The 17,798-nt window shown below is 69.2% G+C and carries 13 protein-coding genes; 8 read left to right on the top strand and 5 right to left on the bottom strand.

The window, feature by feature from the left end:
• Positions 1 to 184: 184 nt before the first annotated feature.
• Complete coding sequence (locus tag ACFXKN_RS30110) at positions 185 to 3,883, bottom strand: ATP-dependent helicase (protein ID WP_378940206.1); 3,699 nt, start codon at positions 3,881 to 3,883, stop codon at positions 185 to 187.
• Positions 3,880 to 7,725: an ATP-dependent helicase gene (locus ACFXKN_RS30105; protein ID WP_379434280.1), complete on the bottom strand. Its 3,846-nt coding sequence runs from the start codon at positions 7,723 to 7,725 to the stop codon at positions 3,880 to 3,882. Before ACFXKN_RS30105 ends, ACFXKN_RS30110 begins: the two co-directional genes overlap by 4 nt.
• 115 nt (positions 7,726 to 7,840) lie before the next feature.
• On the opposite strand from ACFXKN_RS30105, the gene ACFXKN_RS30100 reads away from it, so the two are divergent.
• The 4 genes from ACFXKN_RS30100 (at position 7,841) to ACFXKN_RS30085 (ending at position 11,215) form a co-directional block, all read left to right on the top strand.
• On the top strand, positions 7,841 to 8,629 hold the full coding sequence (locus tag ACFXKN_RS30100) for an alpha/beta fold hydrolase (protein ID WP_378940210.1): 789 nt from the start codon (positions 7,841 to 7,843) through the stop codon (positions 8,627 to 8,629).
• Between the two features lie 4 nt (positions 8,630 to 8,633).
• Positions 8,634 to 8,924, top strand: coding sequence for an MGMT family protein (locus ACFXKN_RS30095; RefSeq protein ID WP_378920489.1), 291 nt, complete (start codon positions 8,634 to 8,636; stop codon positions 8,922 to 8,924).
• Positions 8,925 to 9,004: 80 nt separating this feature from the next.
• Positions 9,005 to 10,744, top strand: a complete 1,740-nt coding sequence (locus ACFXKN_RS30090) for an NTP transferase domain-containing protein (RefSeq protein ID WP_379434279.1) — start codon at positions 9,005 to 9,007, stop codon at positions 10,742 to 10,744.
• Between the two features lie 300 nt (positions 10,745 to 11,044).
• The gene (locus ACFXKN_RS30085) at positions 11,045 to 11,215 is read left to right on the top strand and encodes a hypothetical protein (RefSeq protein WP_378940216.1); all 171 of its coding nucleotides are present in this window, start codon (positions 11,045 to 11,047) and stop codon (positions 11,213 to 11,215) included.
• 50 nt (positions 11,216 to 11,265) lie between these two features.
• Here the strand turns inward: ACFXKN_RS30085 and ACFXKN_RS30080 are convergent, their stop codons facing one another.
• The gene (locus ACFXKN_RS30080) at positions 11,266 to 11,469 is read right to left on the bottom strand and encodes a hypothetical protein (protein WP_379434278.1); all 204 of its coding nucleotides are present in this window, start codon (positions 11,467 to 11,469) and stop codon (positions 11,266 to 11,268) included.
• A 256-nt stretch (positions 11,470 to 11,725) separates the two neighbouring features.
• Between ACFXKN_RS30080 and mtnA the strand changes: the two genes are divergently transcribed.
• Genes mtnA through mtnC form a run of 3 tightly spaced genes read left to right on the top strand, consistent with a single transcriptional unit; the run spans position 11,726 to position 14,768 of the window.
• Positions 11,726 to 13,510, top strand: coding sequence for an S-methyl-5-thioribose-1-phosphate isomerase (mtnA, locus tag ACFXKN_RS30075; RefSeq protein WP_379434277.1), 1,785 nt, complete (start codon positions 11,726 to 11,728; stop codon positions 13,508 to 13,510).
• Entirely contained in the window at positions 13,507 to 14,076 is a 570-nt protein-coding gene (locus ACFXKN_RS30070; protein ID WP_378940222.1) for an acireductone dioxygenase, read from the top strand. Before mtnA ends, ACFXKN_RS30070 begins: the two co-directional genes overlap by 4 nt.
• Positions 14,073 to 14,768: an acireductone synthase gene (gene mtnC / locus ACFXKN_RS30065; protein ID WP_379434276.1), complete on the top strand. Its 696-nt coding sequence runs from the start codon at positions 14,073 to 14,075 to the stop codon at positions 14,766 to 14,768. Before ACFXKN_RS30070 ends, mtnC begins: the two co-directional genes overlap by 4 nt.
• A 22-nt stretch (positions 14,769 to 14,790) precedes the next feature.
• Here the strand turns inward: mtnC and ACFXKN_RS30060 are convergent, their stop codons facing one another.
• Entirely contained in the window at positions 14,791 to 15,690 is a 900-nt protein-coding gene (locus ACFXKN_RS30060) for a hypothetical protein (protein WP_379434275.1), read from the bottom strand.
• 219 nt (positions 15,691 to 15,909) lie between these two features.
• Between ACFXKN_RS30060 and ACFXKN_RS30055 the strand changes: the two genes are divergently transcribed.
• Positions 15,910 to 16,743 carry an alpha/beta fold hydrolase gene (locus tag ACFXKN_RS30055; protein ID WP_379434274.1) on the top strand — a complete coding sequence of 278 codons (834 nt, stop codon included), beginning with the start codon at positions 15,910 to 15,912 and terminating at the stop codon, positions 16,741 to 16,743.
• On the opposite strand, the gene ACFXKN_RS30050 is transcribed toward ACFXKN_RS30055, so the two are convergent.
• Entirely contained in the window at positions 16,740 to 17,468 is a 729-nt protein-coding gene (locus ACFXKN_RS30050) for a helix-turn-helix transcriptional regulator (RefSeq protein WP_379434287.1), read from the bottom strand. The two genes, ACFXKN_RS30055 and ACFXKN_RS30050, sit on opposite strands and share 4 nt — an antisense overlap.
• Positions 17,469 to 17,798 lie beyond the last annotated feature (330 nt).

The raw sequence follows: 17,798 nt of genomic DNA, 5'->3' as shown, positions 1-17,798 counted from the left end.
ACCGGCCTAGTCGAACTCGAGCTTCCCTCGCCAGGGCACTCCCTCGTCGCGCTGACAAACATCAGGCGACCCAGGAACCCTAGGTCTGTTCGGATCGAGGCGGCAGAGAACCGACGCAAGCGCCACATCATTCTCGGGCCTGTGCCTCAGGAGGTCATCCTTCGGCGACCGCAAGACTATCGGCTCAGTTGGCCTCATGTGGATCGGTGTCGGTGTTTTCCGGCGCGGCGTCGCGGATGAGGCGCTCGAGTTCGGCTGGGCCTGCCAGTCGCTCGGGGGCGATGGTGCGGCCGGAGCGGATGTAATGGAATGCGGCGCCGACGCGTTGGAGCATCCGGTCCTCGGTCTCGCCGGTGCGGGCGGCCATCAGGCGGGCCCAGGCGAGGCGGTAGACGGCCAGCTGCATGGCGACGGCGGGCTCGTCGGCGGGGCCGGGTTCGGCGCCGGTCTTCCAGTCGACCACGATCCAGCGGCCACCGGGTTCGGCGAACACGGCGTCCATCCGGCCGCGAATCACCGTGCCCGCGATGCTGGTTTCGAACGGCACTTCCACGTCGACGGGGTTGCGGTGCGCCCACGGTGAGCGGCGGAACGCGGACTGCATGGCGGCGAGCTCCTGGTCGGCGCGGCCCATTTCGGTGGTGCTGTCGGCGGCGCCGGGCAATTCGTCGAGGCCGAGCAGCTGTTCGGTGCCGAACCAGGATTGCACCCAGGCGTGAAAGGCCGTGCCGCGCCGGGCCATCGGGTTCGGGGGGTACGGAAGCGGGCGGCGCAGCCGAGCGGCCAGCCGGGTCGGGTCGGCGCGCAGCTCCACCAGTGCGGTGGCGGGGAGTTGGCCCGGCAGCTCCACCTGTTGTTCGGCGAGTTCGGCCGCGGTGAATTCGGCAAGGAGCGCGTCGACGTCGTTGACCCAGCCTTCGGGGTCGTCGATCCCCACCTGATCGCCGGAGGTGCTGTCGGCAACTGAGGTGCCGCTGCGCAATTCGTCGAGCGCTTCGCGGACGAGCGTGGCGCCCTGCTCGATGGGGTCGCGGCGGTTGCCGAGCGGGTCGCGTGGCCATGGGGCCGTCGGCGGGTTGTCGGCGAAGGGGTTCACCGCGTCCGGCGGTGGCTTATCGTCCCAGCGGGCGATGGTGGCGACGCCGAAGGCCTCGCTGCCCGGGTTCTCGTTCGCCTCTTTGAGCTCTAGCAGGAAGTCCGACGGGCCCTTCTGCGAGGTGCCGGTCTCCGGCCAGTAATAGGCCGAAACCAGCAGCACCCGTTCAGTTCTGGTGAGAGCCACATAGAACAGGCGGCGTTCTTCGTCGAGCCGGCGGCTCTTGAGCGCGTCCTTGTGGTCGGCGATCGCGTGTTCGAGTTCGGAGCGGTCCCCCACGGCGCTCAGGTCGAGCACGGGCACACCCTCGGACGCGTCCGGCTGCGCACGGTCGCCACGCAGGGTGGTGGGGAGTTCGGTGAGTGCGCCGAGCCAGGTACTCAGGGCGGTGGTCGAGGGAAATACCGTCGCGCTCACGTGCGGCACCGCGACGACCTCCCATTCGAGGCCCTTGGCAGCGTGCACGGTGAGTACCTGCACCCGATCGCGCGCGACCTCGACTTCGCCCGGCTCCAAACCATTTTCGACCGACTCCGCCGCGGTGAAGAAGGCGAGCAGGCCGCTCAGTGATGCCCGGGAATCAGCCGCGTACCCCGCGACCACCTCGGCGAAGGCGTCGAGGTGCTCGCGCCCCGCGCCGCCACCCGCGATCGCCCGCCTGGCCTGGGTCTCGACCCCGACGCCGATGGTCCGCTCGACATCGGCGACGAGTTCGACCAGCGGCTGCCCACTGCGCTCCCGCAGTGCGGCCAGCTCCTCACTCAAGGCCGCGATCCGCGCGAACCCCGCTTCTGAATACTGGTCCGCCGCACCGGGATCGGCGATGGCATCGGCGAGACCCGCCCGCTCGGTCGGCTCGGGCGCGACCTCACGCAGCGCCGTAGCGAGTCCGGCGGCATCGGTGATGGCGTCGGCGGCACCCGACACGCTGCTGATGGACAGCATCTGCGCACGCCGCGCCAGCGCGGCCAGATCCGTCACCCCGATCCGCCACCGGGCCCCGGTGAGAATCCGGACCGCCGCACTCCCGGTCCCCGGTTCGGCGATCAACCGCAGCGTGGCAACGATATCGGCGACCTCCGGCGTCGCCAGCAACCCACCGAGCCCGACGATCTCGACCGGTAACCCCTGTTCACGCAGCGCCTCGGCGAGCGGTGCCGCATCGGCATTGCGCCGGATGAGCACCGCCGAAGTAGGTGGCGGGTCTTCGTGCTCCCGCGCCGTCGCCCACTCGCGCGCGATCCGCTCGGCGATCCAGTCCCGCTCCTGCGCGATGGTTTCGGTCAGCGCGAACTCGACGACTCCCGCATGCGATTGCGGCTTGGCCCGCAACGCGTCGACCGTCGCCCCACCGGCCGCCCGCGCCACCCTCCGTAGCGGATCGGCCACCAGATTCGCCAACGCCAGCGCTTCGGGCGGATTGCGCCAACTGGTCAGCAGCGGCAGCACCGGCGCGGGAATCCCTGGCGCAGCGGGGAAGTCGGTGGCGAACCTCGGCAGGTTGGCCGCCGAAGCACCACGCCACCCGTAGATGGATTGCATGGGGTCACCTACCGCCGTCACCGCGAGGGCACTGTCAGACGCGCGCCCACCGTTCGGTCTGCCATCACCGAGACGACCACCGGCAGGACCGTCGGTCGCCGGCTCACCCCGACCACGCTTACCGGCCCCCGGCTCGCCGACAGAGTCACCACCGGGCGACAGGTGGCCAACCCCCACGTCAGCGCTTCCCTGTTCGGCGACGCCAACCTGCGGGGATGGCGGATCATGACCGTCCACCGCGAACAGGGTGTCGGCCTCGTGCGCTCGGGTCGGCCGCGCATCACCCCGAATCCGAACCGGCTTCCTCGGCCGATCCTGTTGCACCGCTTCGGCATCGCCGAACAGCGCCGAGAGCAGCACACGCTGGGCGTGCCCGGTGTCCTGGTATTCGTCGAGCAGGACCAGCTTGAATCGAGCGCGTTCGGCGGCGGCGACTTCCGGATGGTCGACGGCGAGCTGCGCGGCCAGCGACATCTGGGAGCCGAAATCCAGTGCGCCGCGCCGGTTCAGGGCGTCGGCGAGCTGGTGGACCAGCGGCAGCAGGGCGACGCGCTCACGCTGCGCGGTCACCACGCCGACCAGCGCCTGACTCGGTCCGCCGCGTTGACGTGGACCGGCGGGCAGCGTGTAGACGAGCTTCTCCAGCTCCGCGTGCGCCTCGGCCAATTGCTGCGGTTCCACCAGGTGTTCGGCGAGCTGCCCGGACAGGGCCAGCACCGCCTCGGTCACCGAGACCGGGGTGCGGTCGGTGTCGAGATCACCGTCCCAGGACCGCACCACCTCGTGCGCGAGCTGCCACAGCTGGGTCTGGGTGAGCAGCGCCGCCGAGGGCTCCACCGGCAGCAACAGCCCGTGTGCGGTGAGCAGCCTGCCCGCGTACGAGTGGTAGGTGCTGATCTCCGGCTCGGCCCCGGCGACGATCGTGCGCAACGCGCCGCTGGGGTCGATCTCGCGCAGCAGTGGCGCGCCGGCCAGCCGTGCCAGCCGCGTACGAATACGAGAGGTCAACTGCTGGGCGGCTTTTCGAGTGAAGGTCAGCCCGAGGACCTCATCCGGGGCGACCAGCTGGTTGGCCACCATCCACACCACCCGCGCGGCCATCGTCTCGGTCTTTCCCGCGCCCGCGCCCGCGACGACCAAGGTCGGCCCTGGTGGCGCGGCGATGACCGCCGACTGCTCATCGGTCGGGGGTGGCAGGCCGAGCGCGTCGGCCAACCGCTGCGGGGTGACGCGCACGCCGCTCACTCGTCGGTCACCTGCCGTCCGGTGTCCTGCACCGGGCAACTGCCCGCGACCGGGCAATGCCTGCAGCCGTCATTGCGCACCGCCAGATAGCCGGGCCCGCGTGTCGCGTCGGCCGCATCGTGAATGGTGGTGCGCCACTGGTCGAGTCCGTCGCTGTCGAGCGCGCTCTGCGTCCGCTCGGCCGCGCCGGTCTTGCGGTTCGATTTGGCGACATAGACCAGCCGCGCGCCACCGGGGTCGACCACCGCAGTCGGCTCGTCCGGCTCTTCCTCGTCCAGGGCGCCATGGGCGGCCGCCACCTGGTAGGTCGCCAGCTGAGCGTGGTCGGCCACCGCCTTCTCACTGACCGGCGTCTTGCCCGTTTTCACGTCGACGATGACGAAGCGCCCCTGCGCATCCCGTTCGAGCCGGTCGATGCGTCCCCGAATCCGCACGGCCCGTGCGCCTTCCGTACGTGCGGGCAACACGCAGTCCACCGGCACCTCCACCCCGGCCTGGGTGAGCTCACCGCGCGTGCTGCGCACCCAGGCGAGGAAGGTCTCCAGCATCGTCTCGGTGCGGCGCAGTTCCTGTCGCGAATGCCAGCCGTCGGCCGGGTCGACCGTTTTCCACGCCTGGTCCAGTGCCGCTCGCACCTGCGCCTCGGGGACATCGCCTGCCAGCGCCTGCACGAGGGTGTGCACGAGGTTGCCCTTCACGGCGTGCGGGTTGTCGCCGTCGGTGCCGCCGTGCCGTTCCAGCGCCCACCGCAGCGGACAGGTGCGCAGCAGTTCGACCGTCGACGGTGACAACCCGATCGGCGAATCGTCGTCGTCCCAGAGTTCGCGCTGCGAGCTGAGTTCGGCGGTGCCGTACCAGTCGCCGGGGTCGGTGCCCGGCACGCCCGCGTCGGCGAGCCGCGCCAGCTGACGTGCGGCCCGGTCGCGACGGTCGGGATCGGCCGCGGGATCACACACCACCCCGCGCAATTCGGCGACCAGCGCGTGCATCACCAGCGCACGCCCTGGATCGGCGACGGGCAGCGCGCCGGGTTCGCCGCTGTCGTCGTCGCCGACGAGTTCGGTGAGAAACCGCGACGGCACCAGATCCTGGTCTCCCGCAGCGGATTCGACCGCGGTGACCAGCAATGACCGCCGCGCCCGGCTGCACGCCACGAGCAGCAGCCTGCGTTCCTCGGCCAGGATCGGCGCGGCCCGGCTCACGGTCGCGCCCGGATCGACCCCGGCGACCAGGTCGACGAGATCCTCGGTGTGCAACAGCGTGCCCCGCGAGCGGGGGTTGGGCCAGATGCCCTCCTGCACGGCCGCCACCGCCACCACGTCCCATTCCCGGCCTGCCGCGGCGTGCGCGCTGAGCAGTGTCACCGCGTCCCCCTCGGCGGTGAGCGGTCTGCCCTGCTGCGGAAGTTGCTGGTGCAGTAGGTATTCGACGAAGCCGTCGATGCTCGCTTTCGGCAGCCGGTCGACGTAAGCGGCTGCGGCATCGAACAATTCGACGGCCGCGTCGAGGTCGCGATCGGCCTGCATGCCCGACGCTCCGCCGCGCCGCGACTGCCGGAACCAGCGCCGCTCCAGCCGCGAATTCGTCCACAACGTCCACAGCACGTCTTCGAGACCCTGTCCCCTGGCCTGGGCCTGTTTCGCCTTCGCCACCGCACGCAATACGCGACGCAGCGGCGCGGCTTCGACTTCGGTGAGCCCGTCGAGCAATCGCTGTTCGCCGACGCCGACGATCAGGTCGCGCAGTACCTCGGCGGAGGATTGGTCGATCAGCGGCACCGCGGGCGCTTGCGGGCGTACGACTTCCACGACGGTGTTCGCGGCAGGCGGGTTCTCGACATCGAGAAGGTCGATATCGTCGGGCAGCCGCTCGGCGATATCCCAGTCCGGTTCGGGTTCCGGGCGCAGCGGATCATCCGGGTCGGGCGGCGGCAGCCATTCGTCGTCGACCGGATCCGGTTCGGGCTCAGGCATTTCCGGCGCGGGCGCGACCTCTTCCCAGAGCAGGAACTGGTCGGCGCCGTCGGCGAAGGGCTCGGCGAGCGCACCCGTGCGTTCCAGGTCGAGCACGCTGCGCCGCACACCGCGGCGCAATCGGCGCAGCGCGATCTGGTCGGCCCCGCCGAGTGGTCCGGACAGCAGATCCATCGCATCGTCGGGCGAGAACATCGCATCGATCGCCCGCCGCGAACCGGGCCGCGACGAATCCCCTGCCAACAGCACCCGCAACGCGAGCACCATCCACGCCGCCCCACGCCGCCGCGCCAACGGCTCGGCCACCGCGGGCCTGCGTACCGGCACCCCCGCCGCCAGCAACGCCCGCCGTAACGGCGCCAGCGACAACGGCACCGACCGCACGATCACCGCCATCGCCGACCACGGCACCCCATCGGTGAGGTGCGCGCGGCGCAGATGATCCGCGATGAGCGCCGCTTCCTTGGCGGGCGTCGACAGCACACGCACCCGCACACTCGACTCGTCGACGGGCGGCAGGTCCTCCGGCGGCACCCATGACTCGTCATCCGGCGGCGGTTCATCGAGCGAATACTCCGGCCCTGACCACACGTCTGATTCGTTCCCAGGCGGCAGATCGTCGGATGTGGTTGCCCGGTGCGATAACTCGCCATGACGCGGACCCGCCGAATCGTGTCCGGCACGATCGGTTCGGTCGCCGGGTGCGAACAGATCGATGTCACCCGGAGCCGAAGTCTCGCTCGCTACCGGCTGTCCCCAGGTTTCGGCGGGCTCGGGTGCGTTGTTCTCCTGTCCCGGTAGTACCCGGTGCCGTGCGCTGCCGGGCAACCTCGCCGCGATGCGAGCGTTCGCCAAACGAATCGGCGCACCACTGCGATGGTTGTGCCGCAGGATGATTCGACGCTGCGCGACGGTGTCGAGGTCGGTGAGGAAGTGTGAATCCGCGCCGCGGAAGGTGAAAACCGCCTGGTCCGGGTCGCCGGTGATCACGGTGCTCGCGCTGCCGCTGCCGATGGCGCGCACGAGCGTCGCGGCCTGCGGGTCGAGGTGCTGTGCGTCGTCGACGAGCAGGAAGCGAATCCGATCCCTTTCGCCGGCAAGCAGATTCCGGTCGCCGGCCAGGGCGTCGAGAGCGGCACCGACCAGTTCCGCGGCATCGAGGGCGGGCGCGGTGGCCTCCGGCGCGGCGACACCGACCGACCAGCGCAGCATCGAGGCCTGTTCGTAGCGCTGGAAGAACCGCCCGGCCGCGACCCACGCGTCGTTGTCGTGTTCCCGACCGAGCGCCATCAGGTCCTCCGGCCCGAGTCCGCGCTCGGTAGCGCGCAACATCAGATCGCGCAGTTGCTCGGCGAACCCACCCAATGCCAGCGCGGGCTGCAATCGCGGCGGCCACAGTCCGCCTGCCCCATCTTCGATGTCGGCGAGATCTCCCCGCAGCATCTCCCGGAGCACCGCGTCCTGTTCCGCGCCGGTGAGCAGCCGCGGCGGCGGATTGCCGTGCAGGTCCGCGTGCCGGCGCAGCACCGAGAACGCGTAGGAGTGCAGTGTCCGCACCATCGGCTCCCGGCTCGCGCCCGGAATACCACCCGCGGCGGGCCCCAGCTGGTGGGTGATCGCATCGCGCAGAGCGGCGGCGGCGTGCTTGGTGTGAGTGAGGACCAGCACCGATGCCGGGTCGGCGCCGTCGGCGATCCGCGCGGTCACCAGATCGATCAACAGCGCGGTCTTGCCCGTGCCCGGCCCGCCCAGCACCTGCCACGGCCGCCACCCCGGACGTGGCGGCGCGGGCTGGGCCTGCTCGGCGAACAGCGCGCGGACGGACGCACCCCAGGCCCGCGGCCGGGGCGCCCGCGTTGTCCGGCGCACGAGTCGCACCGAGCTATCCGATCGCACCACATCGGCTATTGCAACAGACCAGTCCGACACACCGGCGCACCCCTACCGGGGGGACACGCTGCGCGACCGGGCGCGACCGGCCAGAATGGCAGTTGTGTCGTCGCTTCATGTGCACCGATTCGGCCCCGCCGACGGTCCCGTCGTCCTCGCCCTGCACGGTCTCACCGGCCACGGCAACCGGTGGGAAACCCTCGCCACCGAGCACCTGCCCCAGGCCAGGATCATCGCCCCCGACCTGCGCGGACACGGCCGCTCCACCTCACTGCCGCCGTGGGATTTCGACACGATCGTCGCCGATCTCGCGCAGCTGCTGCGCGCCGAGACCGACGGCCCGGTCGTCGTGGTCGGCCATTCCTTCGGCGGCGCGACCGGCATCCATCTGGCCCGGCAGCATCCCGACCTCGTGCGCGCGCTCGTCCTGCTCGATCCCGCGATCGGCATCGACGCGAAACTGATCGAGCAGATCGCCCTGGCGAATCTCGCCTCCCCTGATTACACCGACCTCGCCGAGGCCCGCTCCGATAAGCAGGTCAGTGCGTGGGGACCCGGCGAAGTAGATCCCGAGATCCTGGAGCGCGAGTTGGCCGAGCACCTCGTGCCGACCGAGGGCGGCCGGGTCGGTTGGCGCATCTTCCAGCCCGCGATCACCTCGTACTGGGGTCAGCTGGCGCGACCGTTCGTGCTGCCGCCCGCCGATCTGCCGACGGTGCTGGTCCGTGCCGCCAAGGTGCAGCCGCCGTATGTCACCGCGGAGTTCCTGGCCGCCCTCACGTCTCACCTCGACACCTTCACCGCCGAGGTCTGGGACTGCGACCACATGGTCGCCCAGGCCCGCCCCGCCGACACGGCCGCGCTGATCGCCACGGTCCTCTAGCCCGATGGCCGTCACGACGGAGGAACAGGTGGAGAAGGTCCGCGAACTCGTCGCCGCGATCCCGCCGGGCCGCGTTTCGACCTACGGCGATATCGCCGCGGCGGCCGGGCTGTCCTCGGCTCGCACCGTCGGCTGGATCATGCGCACCGACTCCGCGGACCTCCCCTGGCACCGCGTCATCGGCGCCAGCGGCCGCCCCGCCGCGCACCTCGCCACCCGTCAGCTGCGGCTGCTCACCGAAGAAGGCGTTCCGATCGTCGACGGCCGCGTCGTCCTGCGCACGGCGCGACTCTGAGCGGCTATTGGCTGCGCGAGCACCGGCGTCACGCCTACTAGCATGACTTTCGTGCCGATTACCCGATCCAGGATCATCCGATGACCACCGCCGATGCCATCGTGCTCGCCGGTGGGCGAGCCAGCCGGATGGGCGGGGTCGACAAACCGGCGATCGTGATCGGTGGTCGCTCGATGCTCGACGCGGCCTTGGATTCGGTGCGCGACTGCGCCGAGGTCGTCGTGGTCGGACCGCATCGTCAGCTCGATTCCCGGTTCGGCCAGGTTCGTGAGGTGCCGCCGGGCTCCGGCCCGGTCGCGGCGATCGGCACCGGCCTCATCGCACTCGATTCCGTCGCGCCCTGGGTGGTCGTGCTCGCGGCCGACATGCCCTTCCTCACCGACGAGACCGTCCGCGAATTGCTCCGCAGCGCAACCGAATCCACCGCGGATGCCGTTTTCGCGATCGATGCCTCCGGTCGCCCGCAGTATCTCGTCGGCGCATGGCGGCGCAGCGCGCTGGTCACAGCGCTGGCCGGACTGGATTCGCTGGTGAACCAGCCGATGAAGGCCATCGTGCCCGCCGAGACGATCCTGGTCGAGCTGCCCGATATCGCTGATTGCGATACCGAGGACGAAGTCCGCCGCGCCCGCGAGTCCTTGGCCACCGACCGCGCGTCGACCCGCCTCGACCTCACCGAAGCGCGCGAACGTATCGGCACCGGCCTGACTCCCCTGGTCACCTACGAGGCCGCGCTCAGCGAAGTCCCCGGTGCCGCACTGGCCGCACCGATCACCGCCGCGGGCCCACTGCCCCGCTTCGACGTCTCGGCCATGGACGGTTACGCCGTCTGCGGCGACGGCCCGTGGCAGTTACGCCGCGACGTCGGATTCGCGGGCGGCGCGAGGCCGGAGGGCCTGCGCCCCGGCGAAGCGGTGCGCATCGCCACCGGCGCCCATGTCCCCGACGGCACAATGTCGGTCCTGCGCGACGAATTCGCCGCCATCACCGGCGACGAACTGACCCGCCTGCCCGACACCCCGATCCGCGGTGATGTCCGAAAGAGCGGCGAGGACAGGAAGATCGGCGACCTCGTGGCACCGGCAGGCACGCGAGTCACCGCGGCCCTGCGCTCGGCCGCCGCCTCGGTCGAGGTCACCACAGGCATCGTGCGCGGACCGGTCCGCGCACGAATTGTCATGACCGGCGACGAAATTCGCAGCACCGGCCCCCTCCAGACCGGCCAGACCCGTGACTCAATCGGCCCCGTCCTGCCGGATCTGCTCACAGGCTGCGGTGTTCGCGTCATCGACCGTGTCCACCTGCGCGACACCGCGCACGGCTTCGACGACATGCTCACCGACACCTCCGATTTCGACCTACTCGTCGTCGTCGGTGCCACCGGCGGCGGCGCGGCCGACCAGCTCCGCACCGCCATCGCCCGAGCCGAAGCCCGCATCCTGGTCCCCCGACTCGCCTTGCGCCCCGGCGGTTCCACCGTCGTCGCCGAGCTCCCCACCGGACCGACCATCCTCGGTCTCCCCGGCAACCCCTTCGCCGCGATCGCCGTCCTCCTCGCCCTGACCCCCGCGATCGTCGCCGCCCGCACCGGCTCCCCCCTCCCCCGAAGAATCCTCGGCCCCCTCCACAACGCCGCCGAGATCACCGCCCCGGTCCCACGCATCACCCCCGCCCGCTACGCCCCCGACGGCGGCTGGCTCGGCGACCCCATAGTCCGCACCGCCCACCTGGCCGGCCTCATAGACCGCGACGGCCTGGTCATCGTCCCCCCGGATGCCACCGACGGATCAACCGTCGAGTTCCTCCCACTCCCCTCCTGACCGAACTCTTGCCAAGCCTCGTGAATATGACCGAGATCGAATACCCCACATTCGACACAATTCTCGAGTCGGCACAGAATGGCGGAGTCCGGATTATCCGGACCGATGGATCCCAGGCACTGACACGCCGCATTCACGCAGGTAGGAGACCTATTTTTGCCTCAGGTCTACCCTCGCGCCGTATTGGTGCTTATTGTTGGACGAGTCAGGCGTGGGACGCCCCGCACGCGAGGTGGATTGCGTCGGACAGTGCGTTGAAGGCTTTTGAAACCTTTATCCCTCGGAAAGGACCGTGTGGAGATGGCTGACAAGTCTAAAAAAGCACCGAAGAAAATGCCCAAGCAGATGCCGCGCCAGCAGCAGGAGCAGCGGCAGGAGCAGGGGCAGCGGCAGGAGCAGGACTCGCAAGGGATGACGCGAGCAGGCCAGGACGATCGGCGTGATCAGCAGCGCCGCCCCGGCCATCACTGAAATACGTGTGTCGACGAGCCGCCGGTATCGCTACCGGCGGCTCGTCCACGTCATGCCCCAATGCTCAGTAGCGCGCCTGCCCCGGATCCGTCCCGCCCCCGCCGCGCCGTCGACGGATCAGGAACGGGCACCGCGTCGACCAGGCGGCGGGTGTACTCCTGAGCCGGTGCGGCGAATACCGCGCGCACCTCGCCGGTTTCGACGATCCGGTCCTGCCGCAGCACCACAACCCGGTCGGCGACCTGGTGCACCACGGCCAGATCGTGACTGATGAACAGGCCGGCGAAGCCGTATCCGGCCAGGATTGCTGTCTCGCCTGTCGCACGGAACTCCCGACGATCACAGCCCGCAGTCGGCGCCGTCGCGACAGAGCGCCGCGTTGTCTCAGCCGCTCGGACATGTGGTGACAGATTCGGGCTCTGTTCACACGTAGGCCCATGAGTCCGGGCACGCCCAGGTCGGATACCGTTTACGGGCCGCAATCGCAAGCGACCTGTAAGGACAACCCCGATGGACGACAGTTCCCTGATCTGGGACGACGGTGCGCTCGTCACCATCGACCAGCGCGGACTGCCGCACGAGGTGCGGGAACTGCGCCTGCGCACCGTCGACGAGATCATCGACGCGATCACCACCCTCGCCATTCGCGGCGCTCCGGCGATCGGCATCGCGGGCGCGTTCGGTGTGGTCATCGCGACCAGGACACACACCCGCCACGGTATGCCCGGCGCGGCGGATCGCCCGACCAACGGTATGCCCGGTAAAACGGGTAGCTCGACCGACGGCGTACTCGATGACGGGGGCAGCCCGGTCCACCGCGTGCCCGGCGAAACCGCTCCCCGCGCTCACCGCGTGGTCGATGTGGCCGCGGTGCAGGCTGAAGCCGACCGCATCGCCGCGGCGCGCCCGACGGCCGTCAATCTGGCGTGGGCAGTCGACCGGGTACGTGCCCGGATCGCCGACGGCGCCGATGCGGTGCTGGCAGAGACCCTCGACTTGCTCGCCGAGGACGGTCGGGTCAACCTTGCCGCCGCCACCCATGCCGCCGACCTGGTGCAACGACTGTGCGGTGAGCGTCCGCTCCGGCTGCTGACCCACTGCAATACCGGCCGGCTGGCGACCAGCGCGTTCGGTACCGCGATCGGGGCACTGCGGGTGCTGCACGAGCGCGGGGCCGTCGAGGACGTGATCGTCGACGAGACCCGCCCGCTGCTGCAGGGCGCCCGGCTCACCGCGTGGGAACTGGCCGAGGTGGGCATCCCGCACCGGCTGACCATCGACTCCGCCGCCGCGTGGGCGATGGCGACCGGTCAGGTCGACGCCGTGCTCGTCGGTGCGGATCGGATCACCGCCAATGGCGATGTCGCCAACAAGATCGGCACCTTCACCCTGGCGCTGGCCGCACGCCACCACGGCATCCCGTTCATCGTGGTCGCCCCGGAGTCCACCCGCGATCCCGCGATGGCGACCGGCGCGCAGATCGTGGTGGAACAGCGAGCCGCTGCCGAGGTCACCGGATTCGGCGGGGTCGCGACAGCACCGGCGGACACTGCGGTATTCAACCCGGCTTTCGACGTGACACCCACCGACCTCGTCACCGCTGTGGTCACGGAAAACGGTGTGGTCTACCGGAATTCTGATTCGTTCGCCGCCCGAGGTCAGGAGATCGCCGCCACCGCACGTCAACTCTATGATCGCGGGTGGATGCCGGGCACGGCAGGCAATATCTCGGTGCGGTTCCCCGGCGGCGGCGAGGATGCGCTCATCACCGCCAGCGGATTGTCCAAAGGTGAACTGGGCGCGGACGATACGGTGCTCGTCGCGATCGCTGACACCACCGCGCGCCCCGGCCAGACCCGGAAACCGTCCGCGGAGACCAGCATTCACACCGCCGTCTACCGCACCCGCCCTGCCGGTGCGGTCGTGCACGTGCACTCCCCGTTCGCCACCGCGCTGGCAACCACCGCCGCGCGGCCCGGCGGCGCGGTCACTCCTGTGCGGATCACCGGTTTCGAACTGCTCAAGGGATTCGGCCTCGCCGACCCGTCGTCGGTGGCGATCCCGGTGTTCCCGAACTGGCCGGACGTCCCACGCATCGGCACAGACATCGAAACCTTTCTTCGCGAAAACCCTGATGCCCCACCGATTCTGCTCATTACCGGGCACGGGATCACCACGTGGGGTGACACACTTGCCCAGGCGCGTGATCGCGCCGAATGCCTGGAAGCCCTGTGCGAGTTGATCGCCCGCACCGGACGTACCGACGCCACGCCTCTCGAGATCGGACCGACATGACCCTGCTGCAAGTGATGGCCGCCGACAACGCCGCCGACGTCCGGGTGCGCACCACCGACCCCACCGAGATCGGCGCCGAGCTGGCACAGCACGGTATCGCCTACTCGCACTGGGACGTGCTCGCCGACGCCGCCGCCACGGACTCCGACACCCTGCTCGCCCACTACGGCCCGCAGATCGCCGAACTCAACGCCTCGGGCCGCTACGAACACATCGACGTCGCCCGCATCCACCCCGACACCGGCAACCCGGAGTGGCCCGCCACGGCCGCCGGCGCGCGTGCGAAGTTCCTCGATGAGCACCGCCACGCCGAGGACGAGGTGCGCTTCTTCGCCGCCGGCCGCGGCTGCTTCTACCTGCACGTGGGCGATGCCGTGCTCGCGACGGTCTGCGAAGCGGGCGACCTGCTCTCGGTCCCCGCGGGCACCCTGCACTGGTTCGACATGGGCACCACCCCCGACTTCATCGCCATCCGCTTTTTCGAGGAGGCCGACGGCTGGGTCGGCGACTTCACCGGCGACAAGATCAGCGCGGGCTTCCCGACACTCGACGAACTGCTCGCGTGACCCGCGCGATCGTCCTCGACATCGAGGGCACCACCAGCCCCACCGACGCGGTCCGCACCGACCTCTACGGCTACACCTCAGCCCACCTTCGGGCCTGGCTGTCCGAGAACACCGACGGCACAGCAGATTCGGTGATCGTCGCAACCCGCGAACTCGCCGGTGAAGCCAACGCGGGAACCGACCGCATCGCCGAAATCCTGCGCGGCTGGCTGGAATCCGACGTCAAGGCCGAACCACTCAAGACTGCACAGGGCGCGATCTGCGCCCAAGGTTTCCGCGCGGGCGCACTGCACGGCCGCTTCTTCGACGACGTGGCACCCGCACTGAAAGCGTGGCACGACGCAGGCACCAAGCTCTACGTCTACTCCTCGGGATCCGAACGCAACCAACGTGATTGGTTCGCCTTCGCCGACGCGGGCGATCTGTCCGACCTCATAGTCGACCACTTCGACCTGGTGACCGCGGGCCCTAAACGCGAGCCCACGTCCTACGAATCCATCGCCGAACGCATCGGTGTCGCCCCGCCGGACATCCTGTTTCTGTCCGACCACCCGGATGAACTCGACGCCGCCGTCACCGCAGGCTGGCAGGTCGTCGGCGTGCACCGCCCCGGCGAGCCCAACCCTGCACGCCCACCCCATCTTTGGGTGAGCTCCTTCGCCGACATAGACGCCGACCGACACCACCGATGACGAACCCGGAGCGCGACGCTGCTCAGCCGACCTGAGCCCGGACCGCGCCCAGCGCCCCACGCTGCACGGTCCCGAACACCCGTCGCGCGTGTACCGCGACCGGACTCGTCGACCATGGTGCCAGTGTGGTGGTGAACATCAGTTCGCACCAGGACAGGGCGGGGATCTCGCCGGCGGCGAGGGTGGCGATGAGGGAGAGTTCGGTGTCGTGGCCGAGCCAGGCCGCGACCAGCCAGGAGGCGTCGAGGCGGCCGAGGAATTCCTCAGCGTCCTCGGGCGGGCCGTGCGGGGTGTCGACAGCGAGGTGGACGACGGCGGCGACGGCGTGACGCATCTTGGCGTCCATGCCGACGGCGTCGTGCAGCAGCAGACTTTCCAGTGCCGAGCGCAGTTCCATCGAGGGATCGATTGCCAGTTCGTGCATGTCGAGCCTTTCCTGTGGTTCGGACTGCTGGTCGAGGCCGCCGGTGATCGCCCGCAGCATCGGAATCGTCTGTGGTACCTCTGGATCGACGAGATCGGTCAACGGGCCCGATGTCCAGTCGAGCCTGCCGAAGGCCTGGCACCAGTCCAGTGCCGGATTGTCTTCGGTGACAACCAGATCCAGGGCCAGCCCGGCCATCGACGCGGTGCAGGCCAGGGTGATGGCGTCGAGCCCCTCCTCGCTGACCGCCAGGTGCAATGTCACCTTCTCGACCCCGGTGTCCTCGCGCGCTCGGCCCGCGAGCCAGATCGCGCGGCCCGCGGCACCCATGGCGGCAGCGAGCTGGTCGCCGCGCGGATGGTCGGCGTCGGCGTCGATGAACGGGCCGTACCAGATCGCCCTGCCCTCCGCGTCGCACACCGCGAATGTCGCCGACACGCTGTCACCCGCGGCGGCCAGACTTATGTGGGCATCCTGCCCCTGCTCCGTCACCCTCATCAATATCCCCGTTTTTCCGATTCGAGCCGATTTTCGCCGACGCCTCCTATCCAATCGGTCATGAACAGACATGTCCACTGGGCGCGCACAAATATTTGTCCCCAGATAGGTACATACACTCGCCAGTGAATTCACAGAACCGGCCGTACACCGATCAGGCGATGCCGCATTCGGTCCGCAACCGGGCGAAATCGACTGATTCGCTTGTATGTTTCGACCATGCCCTTCGTGCACTCCGATTCTGTCAATATCCATTTCCACACCGATGCCGTCCACGGTCCGACGCTGCTGCTCGCCCATGGCTTCCTCATGGACGAATCCATGTTCGACCCGATCCGGAAGGTACTGGCGCACACCGATATCAATGTCGTCACCTGGGACGCCCGTGGTCACGGCCGGACCGGATACGGCGACAACCCCGGTTTCGATTACTGGGATCTGGCCACCGACGGCCTGCGGGTGCTCGACGCACTCGGCATCGAGAACGCGATTGTCGGCGGCGTGAGTCAGGGCGGTTACGCGGCACTGCGGATGGCGTTGCTCGCGCCCGAACGCGTCACCGGGCTGGCACTGCTCGATACCGAGGCCGATGCGTGCACCAGAGACGATGAAACCTTTTACGAGAACTTCTTCGACGAATGGTGCGACGGCGGCGCATTGCGGCCATTGGCGCAAGACCTCGCGCCGCGATTGATCGGCGGCACCGATCCGGAGATCTGGCGGACCTGGATCACCCGCTGGCTCGCCGCCGATCGCACCGCGATCCGCCCGGCGGCCGACTGCCTGATCGGGCGCGATTCGGTCCGTGGGCGGCTGGGCGAGATCAGCGTGCCCGCTCTCGTGCTGCGCGGCGAACACGACCACAGCAGCACCGCCGACAAATGCACGCGATTGGCGGACGGGCTGCCGGGCGCGAACGGTGTGCGCACGGTGGCCGGTGCGGGCCACGGCTGCGCGCTGACCCATCCCGAGCAGGTCGCCGCGGCACTGGCCGCACTGGTCACGGCCAGCGCCCCGGACGCCGTCCAGTCGGCGGCGGTCGTCGGAATCTAGTGATCGAGACCGCGAACACCCAGGTAGTACTGGATGCGGCCGGGATAGGCGACGGAGTCGAGCCGGAACAGCTGGACGTCGACGGTGTAGTTCTCGCCGGTGTGCAGATCGCACAGCCGCATGGCGGTGTGCTCGCGCCCGTACGCGGTGTCGCCGTCGTCCCATGTGCGGCGGAAGTCGCGATATTGCGCCAATTCGTCGAGCAGTTCGGCAGCCCAGTCACCGCCGACCTGCTGGCCGATCAGTCCGCGCAGCCAGTGCACGGTGAGCGTGGACTCCTTCTCCCATTCCACCATTACTTTGCGCGAGAGCGGGTTGCCGAAGAACCAGCGCAGAATATTGACATCCTCGACCAGTCCAGGGAACGCGCGGTCGTAGGATTCGTTGCCCGCGAGCACGTTCCAGCGCGTGTCGACATAGGCCGCCAGATCGGGTTCCTGCAACGCCAATGTCCGGCGCATCTCGACGCTGATCTCGGCTCGCAGATCCTCGACTGTGGGATTATCGACAGGGGCGAGCCCGGCAAGATCGAATAGATGTCTGCGCTCGATATCTGTCACCGGCGCGATCCGGTCGAGGTAGCGCACGAGCGCCTCGATCACCGCGCGTGTCGGCCGGTCTCTATCCCCACTCTCCAAATGCGTGATGTAACTGGAGCTGACCCCCGCCGCGAAGGCGAGTTTTTCCCTCGAAATCCGCCGATCGTCGCGAAGTCGCCGCAGCAATCCGCCGAGCGTCGGCGGTTTCGGCGGCCCATCGGGTCCGTCGAACGATGGCTTCGGTAGCACCCCAACCCTTCCTGTCTGCACAGGCCCATCCTGGACGACTGCTCGAGCTCGAACCAACCGCCGACCGGAAAAGATGCCGTTTCTTTATATTGGCGCCGCGCCATTTGGGTAGTTAACCTTCGGCAACTGTGTGCGTGGTCACGAAATACGGTGTGCCGAACCGAATTAAAAGGATTCTAATTCTTTCCGTTCAGCATTGCTATAAGATTCCGCACCGCTCGACCGCGGTCGTCGCCCCTCCTGGACACCCACCGCCGATCGGCGCCT

Origin of the sequence: Nocardia sp. NPDC059195, from assembly GCF_042754695.1 — a bacterium.
Classification (GTDB): domain Bacteria; phylum Actinomycetota; class Actinomycetes; order Mycobacteriales; family Mycobacteriaceae; genus Nocardia.
This window is presented reverse-complemented; position numbering and strand designations above follow the sequence as displayed.

Excerpts from the sequence above, each read along its gene's own strand:
- ACFXKN_RS30100 (WP_378940210.1), top strand. The coding sequence starts at position 7,841 with ATGGCAGTTGTGTCGTCGCTTCATGTGCACCGATTCGGCCCCGCCGAC.
- ACFXKN_RS30095 (WP_378920489.1), top strand. The coding sequence starts at position 8,634 with ATGGCCGTCACGACGGAGGAACAGGTGGAGAAGGTCCGCGAACTCGTC.
- ACFXKN_RS30090 (WP_379434279.1), top strand. The coding sequence starts at position 9,005 with ATGACCACCGCCGATGCCATCGTGCTCGCCGGTGGGCGAGCCAGCCGG.
- ACFXKN_RS30085 (WP_378940216.1), top strand. The coding sequence starts at position 11,045 with ATGGCTGACAAGTCTAAAAAAGCACCGAAGAAAATGCCCAAGCAGATG.
- mtnA (WP_379434277.1), top strand. The coding sequence starts at position 11,726 with ATGGACGACAGTTCCCTGATCTGGGACGACGGTGCGCTCGTCACCATC.
- ACFXKN_RS30070 (WP_378940222.1), top strand. The coding sequence starts at position 13,507 with ATGACCCTGCTGCAAGTGATGGCCGCCGACAACGCCGCCGACGTCCGG.
- ACFXKN_RS30060 (WP_379434275.1), bottom strand. The coding sequence starts at position 15,690 with ATGAGGGTGACGGAGCAGGGGCAGGATGCCCACATAAGTCTGGCCGCC.
- ACFXKN_RS30055 (WP_379434274.1), top strand. The coding sequence starts at position 15,910 with ATGCCCTTCGTGCACTCCGATTCTGTCAATATCCATTTCCACACCGAT.